Source organism: Streptomyces longisporoflavus, assembly GCF_014649775.1.
Lineage (GTDB): Bacteria > Actinomycetota > Actinomycetes > Streptomycetales > Streptomycetaceae > Streptomyces > Streptomyces longisporoflavus.
Genome location: NZ_BMTR01000002.1, coordinates 70557 through 86724, shown reverse-complemented (window position 1 = coordinate 86724; position 16168 = coordinate 70557). Strand labels below are relative to the sequence as shown.

At 69.7% G+C, this 16168-nt stretch carries 13 protein-coding genes; 6 read left to right on the top strand and 7 right to left on the bottom strand.

Annotated features, from left to right (window positions below):
• Positions 1–97: 97 nt before the first annotated feature.
• Complete coding sequence (locus tag IE226_RS04420) at positions 98–1021, top strand: TIGR03620 family F420-dependent LLM class oxidoreductase (RefSeq protein ID WP_190079662.1); 924 nt, start codon at positions 98–100, stop codon at positions 1019–1021.
• A gap of 93 nt (positions 1022–1114) precedes the next feature.
• On the opposite strand, the gene secD is transcribed toward IE226_RS04420, so the two are convergent.
• The 4 genes from secD to IE226_RS04400 form a co-directional block, all read right to left on the bottom strand.
• The gene (gene secD, locus IE226_RS04415; RefSeq protein WP_190079661.1) at positions 1115–3349 is read right to left on the bottom strand and encodes a protein translocase subunit SecD; all 2235 of its coding nucleotides are present in this window, start codon (positions 3347–3349) and stop codon (positions 1115–1117) included.
• 66 nt (positions 3350–3415) lie between these two features.
• The gene (locus tag IE226_RS04410; protein WP_190079660.1) at positions 3416–3877 is read right to left on the bottom strand and encodes a hypothetical protein; all 462 of its coding nucleotides are present in this window, start codon (positions 3875–3877) and stop codon (positions 3416–3418) included.
• A gap of 109 nt (positions 3878–3986) precedes the next feature.
• Positions 3987–4652 carry a response regulator transcription factor gene (locus tag IE226_RS04405; RefSeq protein WP_190079659.1) on the bottom strand — a complete coding sequence of 222 codons (666 nt, stop codon included), beginning with the start codon at positions 4650–4652 and terminating at the stop codon, positions 3987–3989.
• Entirely contained in the window at positions 4649–5602 is a 954-nt protein-coding gene (locus IE226_RS04400; protein WP_190079658.1) for a HAMP domain-containing sensor histidine kinase, read from the bottom strand. Before IE226_RS04400 ends, IE226_RS04405 begins: the two co-directional genes overlap by 4 nt.
• Before the next feature lie 321 nt (positions 5603–5923).
• Between IE226_RS04400 and IE226_RS04395 the strand changes: the two genes are divergently transcribed.
• From IE226_RS04395 to IE226_RS04385, 3 genes are all read left to right on the top strand, one after another.
• Positions 5924–6250, top strand: a complete 327-nt coding sequence (locus IE226_RS04395) for a TraR/DksA family transcriptional regulator (RefSeq protein WP_190079657.1) — start codon at positions 5924–5926, stop codon at positions 6248–6250.
• Positions 6251–6330: 80 nt separating this feature from the next.
• On the top strand, positions 6331–6708 hold the full coding sequence (locus IE226_RS04390; protein ID WP_229870483.1) for a TraR/DksA family transcriptional regulator: 378 nt from the start codon (positions 6331–6333) through the stop codon (positions 6706–6708).
• Positions 6705–7589, top strand: a complete 885-nt coding sequence (locus IE226_RS04385; protein ID WP_190079655.1) for a rod shape-determining protein — start codon at positions 6705–6707, stop codon at positions 7587–7589. The genes IE226_RS04390 and IE226_RS04385 overlap by 4 nt, the downstream gene beginning before the upstream one ends.
• 2 nt (positions 7590–7591) lie before the next feature.
• Here the strand turns inward: IE226_RS04385 and IE226_RS04380 are convergent, their stop codons facing one another.
• Together IE226_RS04380 and IE226_RS04375 are read right to left on the bottom strand one after the other, a co-directional pair.
• A complete protein-coding gene (locus IE226_RS04380; RefSeq protein WP_190079654.1) occupies positions 7592–8650 on the bottom strand; it encodes a zinc-binding dehydrogenase in 1059 nt (352 codons plus the stop codon).
• A gap of 143 nt (positions 8651–8793) precedes the next feature.
• Positions 8794–11697, bottom strand: coding sequence for a glycoside hydrolase family 48 protein (locus IE226_RS04375; RefSeq protein WP_190079653.1), 2904 nt, complete (start codon positions 11695–11697; stop codon positions 8794–8796).
• A 279-nt stretch (positions 11698–11976) separates the two neighbouring features.
• Here IE226_RS04375 and IE226_RS04370 point away from each other — a divergent pair, with 279 nt between their 5' ends.
• Positions 11977–13455, top strand: coding sequence for a cellulose binding domain-containing protein (locus IE226_RS04370; RefSeq protein WP_190079652.1), 1479 nt, complete (start codon positions 11977–11979; stop codon positions 13453–13455).
• Between the two features lie 79 nt (positions 13456–13534).
• A complete protein-coding gene (locus tag IE226_RS04365) occupies positions 13535–15262 on the top strand; it encodes a glycoside hydrolase family 6 protein (protein ID WP_190079651.1) in 1728 nt (575 codons plus the stop codon).
• Between the two features lie 97 nt (positions 15263–15359).
• On the opposite strand, the gene IE226_RS04360 is transcribed toward IE226_RS04365, so the two are convergent.
• Positions 15360–16067, bottom strand: a complete 708-nt coding sequence (locus IE226_RS04360) for a Pr6Pr family membrane protein (protein ID WP_190079650.1) — start codon at positions 16065–16067, stop codon at positions 15360–15362.
• Positions 16068–16168 lie beyond the last annotated feature (101 nt).

Below are 16168 nucleotides of genomic sequence, written 5' to 3'. Positions count from 1 at the left end.
TTCGTTCGAGTTCCGGTCACCAAGCGGAGAGGTTCTCCGTATGCTAGCGTCCGCCAACCGGAGAACCTCTCCGGAACGCGTTGCCTGAGGAGTGCGGATGACGGACAGCGGCCGGACAGAGCTGGGACGAGTCGGGATATGGACCTTCGCCTACGAGGGGCAGCCCGCCGGGCGGGTCAGGGAATCGGCAGCGGAGATCGAGGAGTTGGGGTACGGGGCCATCTGGTACGGGGAGGCGTTCGGCCGCGACACCGTGGGGCAGGCGTGGCTGTTGCTCTCGGCGACCCAGCGCATCGTCGTCGCCTCCGGCATCGCGAACATCGCTTTCCGGGACCCCATCGCCACCGCCACCGCGACACGTACGCTGGGCGAGGCGTTTCCCGGACGCTATGTACTGGGCCTGGGCGGGCATCGCGTCGACGACACCGTCCACGAACTGGACGGCTACCCCGTGCCGGCCCGCGGCCGAGCGGTGACCACCATGCGCGGCTATCTGCGGGCCATGGACGCGGTCCCGGCCCACGGCCCCACGGCGGACCCGGCCCCGCGCCGCGTACTGGCCGCCCTCGGCCCGAAGATGCTGCAGTTGGCCGCCGAACACACCTGGGGCGCACACCCCTACTTCGTGTCCACCGCGCACACCGAGCAGGCGCGCCGGATCATGGGACCGAACGCCTTCCTCGCGGTGGAGCAGGCGGTGGTGCTCGACACCGACCTGAGCCGCGCCCGCCACGTGGCCACGGCCCACGTCGCCGGCTACCTCTCGGCACCGCATCAGGAAGCGAACGTGCGACGACTCGGCTTCGGCGACGAGGACATCGTCGGCGGCCCGAGCCGTCGGCTGGTGGATGCGATCGTCGCCTACGGGGACGCGGAAGCGATCCGCCGACGGGTTCAGGAGCACATCGACGCGGGGGCCGACCATGTCTGCCTGCAAGTACTGACCGCCGACACCGCTTCGCTGCCCGAGCGTGAATGGCGCGAACTTGCCGCAGCTCTCCTGCCCCGCCGCACGGCATAGTGACAGCCCGGCAAAGAAGCGGGGTGCCCTCGGTGCGTGCCGCCGGGAACAGCGGCGCGCACCGAGGGCATCCACCCGAAGCCGCGTGAGACCTTACGTGCGGCGGTGCAGTTCGATGGCCAGGGGCGTGGCGGTGAACATCGAGGAGTACGTGCCCACCGCGAGGCCGATGAGGAGGGCCAGGGCGAAGTCGGTCAGGGAATCGCCGCCCAGTAGGGCCAGCGCGGTGAGGATGAACGCGGCGCCCATGCCGGTGTTGACGGTACGGGGCAGGGTCTGCAGAAGGGCCCGGTTCGCGACGGCGGAGAAGGGTTTCTCGCGGTCGGCGCGGGCGAGTTCCCTGATCCGGTCGAAGACGACGACCGAGTCGTTGACGGAGTAGCCGATGACGGTCAGCAGCGCGGCCAGGAAGCTGCCGTCGATGGGCTTGCCCAGCCAGGCGAAGACGCCCACCAGGATCATGACGTCGTGGGCGAGGGCGGCGACAGCGGAGGTGCCAAGGAGCCAGCGGAAGCGGGCCGCGAGATAGATGAGTTGGGCGCCCAGGGCGACGAGGAGGGCGATGAGGGCACCCTGGCGCAGTTCCTTGCCGAGGCTGGGCCCGATCGCCTCGTCCCGGATCTTGTCGGCGTCGCGTGCCAGGTTGCTGACGGTCTCGGTGACGGTTGCCGCCCCGGCGTTGCTCAACTGGTGGGTGCGGACGGTGAGCTGGTTCTCGCCGGAGGTCTGGACGACGGCCCGGGGAAATCCGGCGTCGGCCAGCGCGGTGCGGACCCGGTCGGCGTCGATGGGGGCGGCCGTGGTGTATTCGATGAGGCGGCCACCGGTGAATTCGACGCCGAAGTCGAGGCCGCGCACGGCGATGCCGGAGGCGGCCACGACGAGGGCGCACGCCGAGGCGGCCAGCCACCGGCGTGGGTGGCGCATCAGGTTCGGGTTGGTGCGGCCGAGGCGGTCGCGGACGGTTCCGGTGTGGGCGATGCCCGTGAGGTGGGGGCGGCGGCGCAGGCCGGGGCGGGCGACGGCGTGGTCGGCGAGGGCGCGGGTGATGACCAGGGCGCTGACCATGGAGGCGAGAACGCCGATGCCCAGGGTGACGCCGAACCCGCGCACGGGGCCGGAGGCGAGGAAGAAGAGCAGGCCGGCGGCGATGAGGGTGGTGATGTTGGAGTCGGCGATCGCGCTGAGGGCTCTGCGGAATCCGGCGGTCATCGAAGAGCGCACGGTGGGGCGAAGACGCGCGGCGTGTTCCTCGCGGGCGCGTTCGAAGACGAGCACGTTGGCGTCGACCGCCATGCCGATGGCCAGGACGAACCCGGCGAGCCCGGGCAGGGTGAGGGTGGCGCCGAGGGCTGCGAGGGCGGCGTAGGAGATGAGGCCGTAGCAGGCCAGGGCCACGGCGGCCAGAGCGCCCATGATCCGGTAGGCGGCGATGATGAACAAAGAGGTCAAGGCGGTGCCGATGACGGCGGCCAGGGCACTGGCCGTGATGGCCTCCGCGCCCAGGGTGGGGCCGACGGTGCGCTGCTCGACGGTCTCGACCGGCACCGGAAGCGCGCCGCCGTTGACGAGCAGGGCCAGTTCTCTGGCCTCGCTGTCGTCGAAGTTTCCGGTGATCTGGGTGGAGCCGCCGCTGATGCCGGACCGGCAGGCGACCGAGGGGTCGACCTGCGGCGAAGAAATGATCTTGTCGTCCAGGACGATGGCGACCCGGCGGGCCGGATCTCCGGCCGCATGACAGGCGGCCTCGCCGGTCAGCCGGGCCCAGCCGTCCTTGCCCGAGCCCTTGAAGTCGACGGTGACGTGCCAGCCGGCACCGCCCTGCTGGTCGAGGCGGGCGGCGGCCTTCTCGACATCCCCGCCGGTCAGCGAGGCCGCCTGCAGACGCAAGGGCCGGCCGGACTCATCGGCCAGCACCAGCTCGCGGGGCCGTTCGGGCAGTGGCTCGGGCGTCTCCTCGGCCTTGGCTGCCGTGCCGAGTACCTGGTGGAAGGTGAGCTGGGCGGTGCGGCCGAGCACATCGGCCGCCTCCCGCGGATCTTGCAGTCCGGGCAGTTCGACGACGATCCGGTCGCTGCCGGAGCGGGTGATGGTGGGTTCGGCGACACCGAGCGCGTCGATACGGCCGCGCAGCACCTCCACGGTGCGGTCCGTCGCCTCACCCTCGGCATCGGTATCGGTCTCGGCGGTGGGGCGGGTTTCCAGCACGATCTGGGTGCCGCCCCGCAGATCGAGTCCGAGGCGGACGGGGACGGTGAGCGTGACATACAGGGACAGCGCGACGACAGCGAGAGCGATCAGCCCTCTGATGCGCGTGGATCGTGGCACAGCAGGCCTCCGGCAGGCACACCGCGGCCAGGGCAGTGGCCGCGGACAAGAAGGAAGTAGGAGAGGTCAGTTGCCGGACGGTGAGGGCGGTGCGCGCACCCCGTGGCCGAGTGCCGGGTATGCCGATGCGGGTGGGAGCGCTGCCGGACCCGGGGCCACCGGGAGCGGGCGGGGGTCGGCCGCGGTGTTGCGTGACGCGCCGGGGGCGGAGAGCGGCGGGGCATGACGCTCGCCGGTGGCGTCCCGGTGACTTCGCACGGTGGCGGCGGGGTCGCCGGGTTCTGCGTTCTCCGCGTAGGGCTCGCTCGGTGCCGGGTCGACTGCATGCGGCATGCTCCCTGCCGACGCCGCGGTATCGGCGCCGGCCACTGTGCCGCCCGGCGGCCAGGGGTGCTCGCTGCCGAGGACGGACGGGCCGAGCAAGGTGACGAGGACGGCGAGCAGGACGGCCGACAGCGCTGCCGGGCCGCGCGTGCGTGACTCCGCCGGGCCGCGGCTGCGTGCAGCTGTGTGCGCGAAGCGGGCCATCCCCCTTCCCCCCTCATTTCCTTGTGGTGGTGCTCCGTCGGGAGCAGTGCGGAGCCCCAAGGCCCCGACCGGGGAGTAGGCGGTCGGAGTCCTGGGGCGGTCGGGTGGCTCAGGCTTCGATGAGACCGACGCGGATCGCGTAGCGGGTGAGTTCAAGCCGGTCGCGCATGCCGAGCTTGTGCAGCAGGTTCTCCCGGTGGCGGTGCACGGTCTTGATGCTGATGAAGAGCATCTCGGCGATCTCCTTGGAGGAGTGGCCCTCGGCGACGAGTTTGAGGACCTCTTCCTCGCGCGCGGTCAGCACCTGCTCGGGTGGCTCCTCGCCCTGACGGACACGGTCGAGGTGTTTGCGGATGAGCGCCGTGACCGCGCCCGGATACAGGAAGGGCTCGTCACGCATGGCGGCCCGGCATGCCGCCACCAGGTCGCGGTCGGCCACGGACTTCAGCACGTATCCGCTGGCGCCGGCCTTCAGCGCCTGGAAGAAATACTGCTCGTTGTCGTGCATCGTCAGCATCAGCACGCGCGTTCCGGGCTTCAGCGCGAGGAGTTCCCGGGTCGCCTGCAGGCCGGTCATCCGGGGCATCGCGATGTCCATCACCGCCAGGTCGACCTCGTGGGTACGGACCAGGTCGACGGCCTCCGCGCCGTCCCCGGCCTCGGCGACGACCTCGAGGTCCGGTTCCCGCTCGAGGATGAGCCGTACCCCGCGACGTACCAGTACGTGGTCGTCGGCGAGGAGGATACGGATCGCGGATGTACGGGGCTGGGTCATGTCTGCCTCCCGGGGAGGGGCACGGTCAGCCGCACCGTCGTACCGTCCTGCTGCTTGGAGATGACGTCCAAAGTGGCTCCGCTCAGCAGGGCCCGCTCGCGCATGCCGCGGATGCCTGCCCCTTCGCGGGCGACCCCGGTGCCGCGGCCGTCGTCGACGACGCTCAGCACCACCGCCTCGCCGGTGCGCTCCAGGCTCACCTCGACGTGGTCGGCCTCGGCATGGCGGGCCGCGTTGGTCAGGGCCTCCTGCGCGACGCGGTACAGGACGAGTTCTGTCTGCTGGTCCAGCGGGGGCAGACCGGCGGCGAAGCGGTGCACCACGCGCAGCCCCGCGTGTGTGGCGAACTCCGTGGTCAGGGAGGTCAGGGCGCTGATGAGACCGAGGTCGTCCAGTACGCCCGGCCGCAGCCTGGACACCAGACGGCGTACTTCGTCCAGGCTGCCCCGGGTGATCTCCTGTGTCTGCTGCAACTCCCCGCGCAGGGGTTCGTCCGCCTCGTCCGCGGCCCGCTTGAGGGCCAGCAGGACCGCGGTCATGGTCTGGCCGACCTCGTCGTGCAATTCCTGGGCGATGCGGCGCCGTTCGGACTCCTGGGCGAGCAGGACGCGGGCGCTGCTGGCGGCCCGCTCCTGTTCGAGCCGCTCCAGCATCGCGTTGAAGGTGCGGATCACCTCGGCCGTCTCACCGGTGCCCTGCTCCGGCAGCCGGTGTCCGGGACGCAACAGGTCGACGGTGGTCATCAGCCGGGTGAGCCGGCCCAGTGGGGCAAGGCCGATGCGCAGCAGGGCCGCGTTGGCGACCAGCATGACGCCCAGACCGGTGACGAGGATGACGGCCTCGGTCAGCAGCACCGGTACGGAGACGGTCACCGGCGCCCACAACAGCAGCGCTGTGGCGCCTCCGAGCACCACTGCGTTGAGCGCGAAGATCCGCCAGAACAGGGACAACGGGATGACGCCTTTCTCCGGGTGACACGGGTTTGTCTCTACTGTCGGTCATCGCGCACCCGAAGCGTGAGCCGCATGCCATTGATCTTGACCGGCCTGCCGTCCAGGTTGCCCGCTCCCGGCGTCGGCGTCGATGGGCTCCAGTGCCCATTTCCGGGAGCTGGCCCGCAGCGGCGTCATGGATCCGGGGCGGCGGCAAATGGGTATCGCGCCCGATGGGTTTTGCCCGCCGGTGCGACCACGGTGGAGGCATGGAGCGCAGCCCGCGTCTCCCCGATTTCCCTGTCCGGCGCGACCCGCCCGCTGAAAGAAGGAACTGCCATGTCACTCGATGTGCCCCGGACCGAAGCCCTTGCCGTGCGGCTGACGGCACACGAGGCTCTTCAGCGCCTCGAGCACGAACGCGCCACTCGGCTCACCCAGTTGCGGGCCATCGACGAGGCCGGGCCGGAGGCGGAGGAACAGATGATGTCCACGCAGAAAGAAGCGGTCCTGCGTGTCCTGACCGACATCGAGGCAGCCGTTGCCCGCGTACAGGACGGCAGTTACGGCCTCTGCCGGAAATGCACGCAAGCCATTCCGGTGGAGCGGCTGGAAATCCTGCCGTACACCCCGTTCTGTGTCCCCTGCCTGCGCGGCGTCGCCTGACCACAGATACCCGGCCCCGCCAGCCCTCTTCCTGTCCGGCCAGTCCCCTCCTCCTCCCGCCCTGCCCAAGGGGTGAACCGGTGAACCACCAGATCATCGCCCGCGAGACCACTCTGCCGCCCGAGATCCTCGCCGCGCTGCGCGAGAACCTCCACGAACAACGCCTCTTCCGCAGGGAACAGCTGCAGCAGCTTTCGGCCGCCCCGACGGCCCGTACGACCCGCACCGCGGCGACGCGCGCCCGGCAGAGCTCCTCCCGGCTGGAGGTCCATGTCAAGCTCACCGCCTCGGCCCGTATGGTCCTCGCGGACGTCGAAGCAGCTCTTGAGCGCATGGACCACGGCAGCTACGGGTCCTGTCACCTGTGCCGCGGAGCCATCGCCCGCGAACGACTGATGATCGTGCCGCAGGCACGCTACTGCGCACGCTGTCAGCAGGTCAGGGAGGCCGGCCGGTGACCACCCCGTCCGGTCCCGGCCGCGTGGCCGCCCGCCACCGTGCGTGGCCTTGGTGCCGGCAGTGCTTCGGCATCGCCCTCGACCTGGGCAGCGCACGCACCAGGGTCTGGACGTCCGGGCGGCGCATGATCCTCGACGTGCCCACGATCACCTTCCCCGGTGCCGGTGCCGGTGCCGGTGCCGGGGAAGGGGCCGGTGCCGCCTATCCCGTCCAGCGCGGCACCATCGTGGACACCCCCGGAACCGCCCGCATGCTCGACCGGCTGCTCGGTCACCGCCTGCCCCGCTTCGGCCGTCCCCTGCTCATCCTGACCACGCCAGTCCTGGGCGGCATCGCCTACCGCGCCGCAGCGCGTACCGCGGTCGAAGTCCTGGGCCCGCGCTCGGTATTGACCGTTCCCACCGCGCGCGCCGTGGCCATGGCCGCGGACGCCGACCTGAGCCGCCCTCTGCTTGTCGTGGACATCGGCGCCCATCTCACCGAGGTCACGCTTCTCGCCGACGGCGCGGTGCTCGACGCCCGGCACACCGCCCTGGGCACCAGCGACCTGGACCGCCGCACCCTGCCGGAACAGATCACCGAGGCGCCGGAACAGATCACCGAGGCCATCGTCACGATGACGACCGCCATGCTGGAACAGGACCGCACCTCCCAGACGCTCGATGCCCTTCGGCGGGGCCCGCTCCTGGCCGGCGGGGGCGCGCTGCGACCCGAGATCATCTACCCTCTCACCGGCCGACTGCACGCCCCCGTACGCCCGGTCCCCGCCCCGCACACCGCGGCGGTCCGCGGCGCCGCGAAGCTCCTGCAAACAGCCCACACCCACCCCTCGGTGCCGGCATCCGACGAGTACCGGGGTGCGGCCACCGGGCAGGAGTGAACTCAGGGGTGCATGACGATCTTCCCCACGTGCCCCCTGCGGGCGAGTTCCTCCTGCGCCCGGGCGGCCTGTTCCAGGGGGAAGGTGGCGGCGATGACGGGGTCGACCTCGGCCCGACGGGCCAGGTCCATGAGCAGCTCGAAGTGTGTGGGTGTGTGCATGGCCGACCCGATGACCTGAGCGTTGTGCAGGTAGAGACGGCGCACGTCGAAGGCCACGTCGTATCCGCCGAGTGCGCCGGCGATGACCCACCGGCCCCCTTCGCGCAGCAGCGGCAGCCCTGCGCTCACCAACTCGCCGGCCACGACGTCGAGTGCGACGTCGATGCCTTCCGGGGCGGCGGCGCGGATCTGCTCGGCGACGTCTCCCGCGCGGTCGATGACCTCGTGCGCTCCTGCTGCGCGCACCGCGTCCATCTTGGGTCCGCTGCTGATGGCGATCACCCTTGCCCCGCGTGCGCGGGCGATCTGCACCAGCGCGATTCCGACGCCGCCGGACGCTCCCGAGACCAGGGCGGTTTCGCCCTTCCCGAGCCTGCCTCGCTCGATCATGCCCAGCGCCGTGCCGTAAGCGGTCGGCAAGGCCGCGAGCTGGTCGTCCGTGAGCGGAGATTCCGTTACGTCGTGTACGCGCTTCGCCGACGCCGTCACGTACTCGGCGTACCCGCCGTCGCGTTCGCTTCCCATCAGGCCCACCGGGTTGGCGTCCGGCCCCTCGCTGTCGTAGATAGCGGGGTCGACGACCACGCGGCGCCCGACGAGGCTGTCCTCCACTGCGTCCCCGACGGCCACGACCCGGCCGGCCACGTCGGCGCCCTGGATGCGCGGGAAGTCGATCGGGCCGCGCCAGCCCGACGTCGCCCCGGGATTCCCGGGCCGGCCGTAGGCGCCCTCCCGGGTCCACAGGTCGGTGTTGTTCAGTGCCACCGAGCTGACCTGGACCAGCACCTCGTCCGCCCGGAGGGCGGGGACGGCGACATCCGCCGGCTCAAGCACCTCCGGTCCTCCGTGTCCGGTGATCCGCACCGCTCGCATGAACTGGGTGGACTGGGGCGCATTCATCGCTTGAACCTCCCTGCGGGTATACCGATCGGTTTACACCTTCCACCGTACACCGATCAGTCAGAGAGGCAATGAGGGCCGGGCGGGCCCCGGGGAGGGGGCCCGCCCGGCCCGGTGTACACGGAGCCGCCGTCAGCGGGGCGTCACTCGAGCAACTCCGCGTACGAACCCATGGCGAGCGCGATGTCCGCCTGGGCCCAGAATCGGTGGTACGTGAACGTCGGTGCCGCGCCGCCCGCCAGATAGGCCTCGACCTTCGACCAGTTGGGGTCGTCCTTGTAGAAGGAGCGCAGCGAGGAGAAGGTGGACGAGGAGTCGATCTTGTCGCCGTTCGGCATCGTGCCCGTCCAGCCGCTCGGCACGTACACCGGGTCGTCGAATCGGCTGTAGTCGGCCCTGGTCTCGGGCACGGCGATGCCGAGGGCGTCCTGGTTGTGCTCCCACATGCCGTCGAGCAGCGCCTTCGCCGTCGTCTTCGCCTTCTCGTCGCCGGACTTGGCGGCGTAGTAGGTCAGGGTCTTGGCGTACGCCGCCGCGACACCGACGTCGTTCGTGTAGTCGGCGACCGTGACGTGCAGTCCCGAGTTGGCACCGGGATTCGACGCGTTCCAGGTGTCGGGCTTGCCCGACCACTTGAGCGTCGAGGGGATCCGGAACGTGCCGTCGGGGTTGACGGTCGTCTCGGACAGGGCCCAGTCCACCCACTTGTCCAGGACCGCCTTCGCGTCGGCGTCGCCCGACTGCTGGTAGTACTCGGCGACGCGCTCCATCGACCACGCCTGGAAGCCGAACCACTGGTTCGACGGCGGGTCGTGGTAGACCGGCGCCTCTTCGTAGTACATGCCGTAGAACGTCGGCGTGCCGGACGGCGGGGTGCCGTAACTGCCGCCCCAGCTGTTCGTCGCGCCGCCGGCGATGGCGCCCTCGTCCGACTGCAGCCAGCGGTAGAACTCCAGCTGCCGGTCGAGCGATTTGGCCCAGTCCGCCTGTCCCGTCGCCGACTTGGGCTTCAGGTCGGCGGCCGAGGAGAGTGCGTACGCGGCGAGCGGGTTCTGGTAGCCGCCGTGGGTGTGGCTCGAACCGATGCGCCAGGACCAGCCCGCGGAGGTGTCCGTCGCGCCGCCCCAGGCGTAGTACCAGGACATCAGATAGTGCGAGGCGTCCTTGCCGGTGCCGGCCGGGCAGGCCGTCGGCCCGGTGCAGTTGCCGACCTTCTTGAAGTACTTGTCGTACATCGAGTACCGCAGATAGTCGCCCATCTTGGCGGCCTTGCCGACGGTCGCCGAGATGTCGGAACCCTTGCCCTGCTGCTTGGCCCACAGGTTGGCCCAGTAGGCGGCCTGCACCGCACGGGCGTCGGCGTCCGGGGCGTTGGTGAACTTCCACTGCTTGGCGTAGGAGGAGTCACCGGTGAACAGGTCCAAGTACCCGTTCTTGCCGCCGTACTTGAAGGCGTCGCAGGTCGGCTGTGGCACCGTCTCCCACACCGACTCCTGCGCTCCGCGCTGGAAGGTGTTGATGTAGGAGGGGCCGGTGGCCGTCGGGCCCGCCTCGCACTTGCCGGGTTCGTTGCCGTAGCCGTAGACGTTGTCCACGTCCTGCAACCAGTGCATGCCGTAGATGTCGTCCGTGCCGTACGCGCTCTTCAGCTCCGCCGCGATCGGGTCGCTGCCGACGGAGACCGAGGGGTCGAGCTTGGCCGGGTACTGGGAAGGCAGGTCGTGCTCGGGTGCGTAGGTGGCGGGCTTCGAGGCGTTGTAGGAGGAGTTCGTCGGCTGGTCCGCGTGGGTGGGGATCATGTACTTCTCCATGATTTCCCACGCCCCGTTGAACTTCGACCAGTCGCCGCTGACCTTGCCGTACATCGCCTGGAGCCACAGCAGGTAGCTGTAGGCCTCCGACGTCGTCTGGTGGCCGTGGTCCGGCGCCTCGACGATCAGCGTCTCGACCGAGTGGTAGGGGACGCCCTCCGGCGAGAAGTAGCCGTTCGCCGGGTTGGTGATCTTCCCGTAGAGGTCGAGGAAGCGCGCGTCGTACGTCTTGGACGCGGCGAGCTGCGTGGCCGTGACCGTGGCCTTGGTGTGACCGGGAGCCGTCACGGTGAAGGTGGCCGCGCCCGTGCCGGAGGCGTCGGCGGCGATCGTCACCTTCTGCGCCGTGTTCCAGTTCGACGGCGTGAAGGTCAGGTTCGCGCCGGAGGAGACGGACAGGCCGGAATTGCCGCTCGTGCGGGCCACCGAGACCGAGACGTCGGACGCCGGCCGCGTCGACAGCTTCACGTCGAAGGTGCCCGACTTGCTCTGCTGTATGCCGAGTTGGGACGGTGAGGCGACCAGGGCGGGACCCGCCGCGACCGTGATGCCGACCGGTGTCGACTCGCCGGACGCGCCCTGGCTGTCGTGGGCCTTCGCGTACAGGGAGTGCGTTCCGGCCGCCAGGGCGTCCGCGTCCAGGGTGTACGGCGCTGTGGTGTCCGTGCCGAGCAGGGTCGTGTCGTCGTAGAACTCGACCTTGTCGATGCTCGCCCCGTCGGCGGCCGCGGCGGTGGCGGCGAGCGGGACGGCGTCGCCCGCCGAATAGACCGCGCCGGCCTTCGGGCTGGTGAGCACCGTGATCGGCGGCTGATGGGCGCCCGCGCACGTCGTTCCGTTGACGGCGAAATCGGTGGGCGCTGAATTCGCGCCACTGTAGGTGAATTGCGCGCCTGCCGTGGCGGCGGCGCCGGGCGCGATCTTCGCGTTGTACGAGAGGCTTTTCGCGGTGATCGATTTACCGGACTGCGACCAGGTCGCGTTCCAGCCGTTGGCGAGTTTCTGATTGCCGCCGTAGTCGTAGGTGAGGGTCCAGCCGTCGATCGCCGCGCTGCCGCGATTGGTGATCGTCAGATCGGCGGTGAAGCCGGAGCCCCAGTCGTTGGTCTTGTAGTCGACGCTGCATTCAACTGCCGCCGCTTCGGCGGTGGTTGGCAGCGCGGTGAGTGTGGCGAGCGGTAGTGCCAGGGTGGCCGCGACAGCGGTCCACAGCCGCCGGGCCCGTCTTTGTGGCATGCCCTGGTTCCTCCTTGTGATTCAGGGAGCGAGGGGTGGAGTCGTGATGTGGGCGTCACAACCTGTGAACCAGTGGGAGCGCTCCCAAGGATGGGTACGAGGGAAATGAGGGTCAAGAGGCTTGAAGAGTCGAATTAATTCGACAACAGAAAATTCGGAACTCCTCTGTTGCTTGACGGCAGTTCCTTCTCTACAGTCCACCAGCAACCAGTGGGAGCGGTTCCATCAGTCGACGCGCCGGCCGTGTGCCGGTCGCGCCCGAGCTGCAGGGAGTCGCTCATGCGCCACCCCCCGCGTCATGCATTGAAGGCAACCTTGCTCGCGTGCGCCGTCTCGGCGGCCACGTTCGTCCCCCTGACCGACGCCGCGTCCGCGGCTGCCCCCGCCTGCTCGGTGGAGTACTCCGTCACCGGGCAGTGGGACGGCGGCTTCCAGGCCGCGGTGAAGGTCACCAACAACGGTGCGGCCAAGGACAGTTGGAGCCTGTCCTTCGCCTTCGCCGACGGTCAGAAGGTCACTCAGGGCTGGGCCGCGAAGTGGTCCCAGTCCGGGACGGCCGTGTCTGCGACCAACGAGTCATGGAACGGTGCGCTGCCCGCCGGTGGCAGCGTCTCGGCCGGGTTCATCGGATCGCGGTCGGGCGCCAACACCGTGCCGACGGCCTTCAAACTGAACGGCGCGGCCTGCAACACGGACGACACCGATCCGACGGACCCGACCGATCCGACGGATCCGGGCGAAGGCGAGGCCCCGGCCCTGAAGGTCTCCGGCAACAAGCTCGTCGACGCCTCCGGCGCCACGCGCCGGATCCTCGGCGTAAACCGCTCCGGCGCCGAGTTCATGTGTGTCCAGGGCCACGGCATCTTCGACGGACCGGTCGACGACGCGTCCGTCGCCGCCATCGCCGACTGGAAGGCCAACGCCGTCCGGATCCCGCTGAACGAGGAGTGCTGGCTCGGTCTCGACAACATCAAGCCCGAGTACGCAGGCGTCAACTACCAGTCCGCCATCAAGGAGTTGGTCACCAAGGTCAAGGCCCACGGCATGACGCCGATCCTGGAGATGCACTGGTCGTACGGCCAGTACACCGGGAACTCGGCGGGCTGCACCGACGTCCACGCCAGCTGTCAGAAGCCGATGCCGGACGCACGGTACGCACCCGGCTTCTGGTCGTCGGTCGCGAACACCTACAAGGACGATCCGACGGTCGTCTTCGACCTCTTCAACGAGCCCTATCCGGACCGCGCCACCTCCAGCACCGTCGACGCGTGGGCCTGCTGGAAGGACGGCGGCAACTGCCCCGGCATCGGCTACGAAGTCGCCGGAATGCAGGACCTCGTCGACTCGGTGCGGGCCACGGGCGCCAAGAACGTGATTCTCGCGGGGGGCCTGGCCTACTCCAACGACCTCAGTCAGTGGCTCGCACATCGTCCCTCCGACCCGGCCGGCAATCTCGCCGCGGCCTGGCACGTCTACAACTTCAACACCTGCTCCAACGAGAGCTGCTGGGACTCCACACTCGGGCCCGTCGCGGCCCAAGTGCCGCTGGTGGCCGGGGAGATCGGCGAGAACACCTGCTCGCACGGGTTCGTCGACCGCGTCATGAAGTGGTTCGACGACCGGAAGCAGTCGTACCTCGGCTGGACCTGGAACACCTGGGACTGCTCCTCCGGACCGTCCCTGATCAGCTCGTACGACGGCACACCGACCGCGTTCGGGATCGGCCTGCGCGATCACCTGCGCGCCGTGAACGGATGACCGCCCCGCACCGCACGACCCACCTCATTCCAGAGAACCGCACGACTCAACTCTCCTCAGGAAAGGGACACCGCACACCATGAGCCGTATCAGATCGAGAGCCGGTACCGCCGTGCTCACCGCCCTCGCCCTCACCGGCGCCGCCTGCGTCGGCACCGCCGCCGCGCTGCCTGCCGACTCCGGGACCGCGGCCGCCGCCTGCACCGTCGACTACAAGGTGCAGAACCAATGGGACAGCGGCTTCACCACCGCCGTCACCGTCACCAATAACGGCGCCGCGGTGAACAGCTGGAACCTCACCTGGTCCTACGCGGGCAACCAGAAGGTCACCAACGGCTGGAACGCCGACCTCTCCCAGTCCGGCGCCGCCGTCACCGCCAAGAACGCCTCCTACAACGGCGCGCTCGCCACCGGCGCCTCCGCCTCCTTCGGCTTCAACGCCACCTACAGTGGCAGCAACGCCCTGCCCGCCACCTTCAAGCTGAACGGTGTCACCTGCAACGAGGACACCGATCCCACCGACCCGACCGATCCCACGGACCCGACCGAGCCCGGTGACCGCGTCGACAACCCGTACGCCGGCGCCAAGGTGTACGTGAACCCGGAGTGGTCCGCGAAGGCCAAGGCCGAACCCGGCGGCTCCCGTATCGCCAACCAGCCCACCGGCGTCTGGCTCGACCGCATCGCCGCCATCAACGGTGTGGGCGACGGTATGGGCCTGCGCGACCACCTCGACGCGGCCCTCGCCCAGAAGGGCAGCGGCGAACAAGTCGTCCAACTCGTCGTCTACAACCTGCCGGGCCGCGACTGCGCCGCCCTCGCCTCCAACGGCGAACTCGGCCCGACGGAGATCGACAAGTACAAGACGGACTACATCAACCCGATCGCCGCGATCCTCGCCGAGCCCAAGTACGCGGGCCTGCGCATCGTCACCACGATCGAGATCGACTCGCTGCCCAACCTCATCACCAACGTCTCCGGCCGTCCCACGGCCACGCCCAACTGCGACGTGATGAAGGCCAACGGCAACTACCAGAAGGGCGTCGCCTACGCCCTCGACAAGCTCGGTGACATCGGCAACGTCTACAACTACATCGACGCGGGCCACCACGGCTGGCTCGGCTGGGACGACAACTTCGGCCCCTCCGCCGAACTGTTCAAGACGACCGCCTCCGGCAACGGCGCGAAGCTGTCCGACGTTCACGGCTTCATCGTGAACACGGCCAACTACAGCGCACTGAAGGAGAACAACTTCGCCATCGGCGACTCCGTCGCGGGCAAGTCGGTACGCGAGTCCAAGTGGGTCGACTGGAACCGCTACACCGACGAGCTGTCGTACGCCCAGGCCATGCGTACCAAGCTGGTCTCGCTCGGCTTCGACCAGAACCTCGGCATGCTGATCGACACGTCCCGCAACGGCTGGGGCGGCACCGCAAGGCCTGCCGGGCCCGGTGCCACCACCGACGTCGACACGTACGTGAACGGCGGGCGCTACGACCGCCGCATCCACCTCGGCAACTGGTGCAACCAGTCCGGAGCCGGCCTCGGCGAGCGGCCGCAGGCCAACCCGGCCACCGGGATCGACGCCTACGTGTGGATGAAGCCGCCGGGGGAGTCCGACGGTTCGAGCAAGGCCATCGACAACGACGAGGGCAAGGGCTTCGACCGCATGTGCGACCCGACGTACACCGGTAATCCGCGCAACAACAACAACATGTCCGGGGCGCTGCCCGACGCGCCGGTCTCCGGCCACTGGTTCTCCGCCCAGTTCCAGGAACTCATGAAGAACGCCTACCCCGCGCTGTAGGCACACTGACTCCGCCGGGGCCCGGGGCCGTACGCTCCCGGGCCCCGGCGGACAGCTGTCTGCGGGCAGGCCGAAGGGCGACCGGCCCGTGGCAGGGTCAGGGCGCCAGGCGCTCCCGGTGTGCTGCCCGGCGCGTCAGGACGCGGTCCAAGCGAGCCAGGGCCAGCGCGGCGGCGAGGGCGATCAGCAGCACGAACAGGATGTTGCGCAGTGCGACGGCATATCCCAGCTCCCCGGCATCCAGGAACGGGTACGGATACCAGTGGGTGACGGCCCCGTGCAGCAGGGTGTAGCCGATCCAGGCGGCGGGCCACAGGAATGAGCGGGCCACGGTGGTCCGGTCGATGCGGTCGCGCGGGCCGAATAGCAGCCAGCCGACGAGGGTGGCGGGTGGTGCGATGTAGTGGAAGCCGATGGTGACCCACAGGGCCGCGCCGGTGAGGTGGATGTCGGGGGCGAGGACCACGGCGAAGACGAGCCCGGTGATGGCGATGCCGAGGAGCGTGTCCAGGCGCAGTACGCGCCAGAGCCTGCCGTCCCGCTGCGGCGCCAGGAACAGGGACAGCGAGGACACCATCACCAACAGGTTGCTCTGCACGGTGAAGTAGCTGAAGAGACGCACGAGTCTGGTCGCGGTGCCCGCGTCGTCCGTCCCTCGTGCGGAGTTGGCATCGGCACCACCGGTGCACACCAGCACGATCTGGGTGATCAGGGCGGCGGTGACGATGGCCAGGAGCGCCGCGTGCCACAGCCGGGACGCCGTCCGCGGCCGGCCGGCCGTCCGGGGGTGGGAGCTCAGGTACATGGTGGTGATTGTCCGGCGCTGCCGGGCCGCTCCACTGCAGCAACACCGGCACCTTCGGGCCTCCTGCGGCGGCTGCGGACATGCCGTGGCCGCCGGGGCAC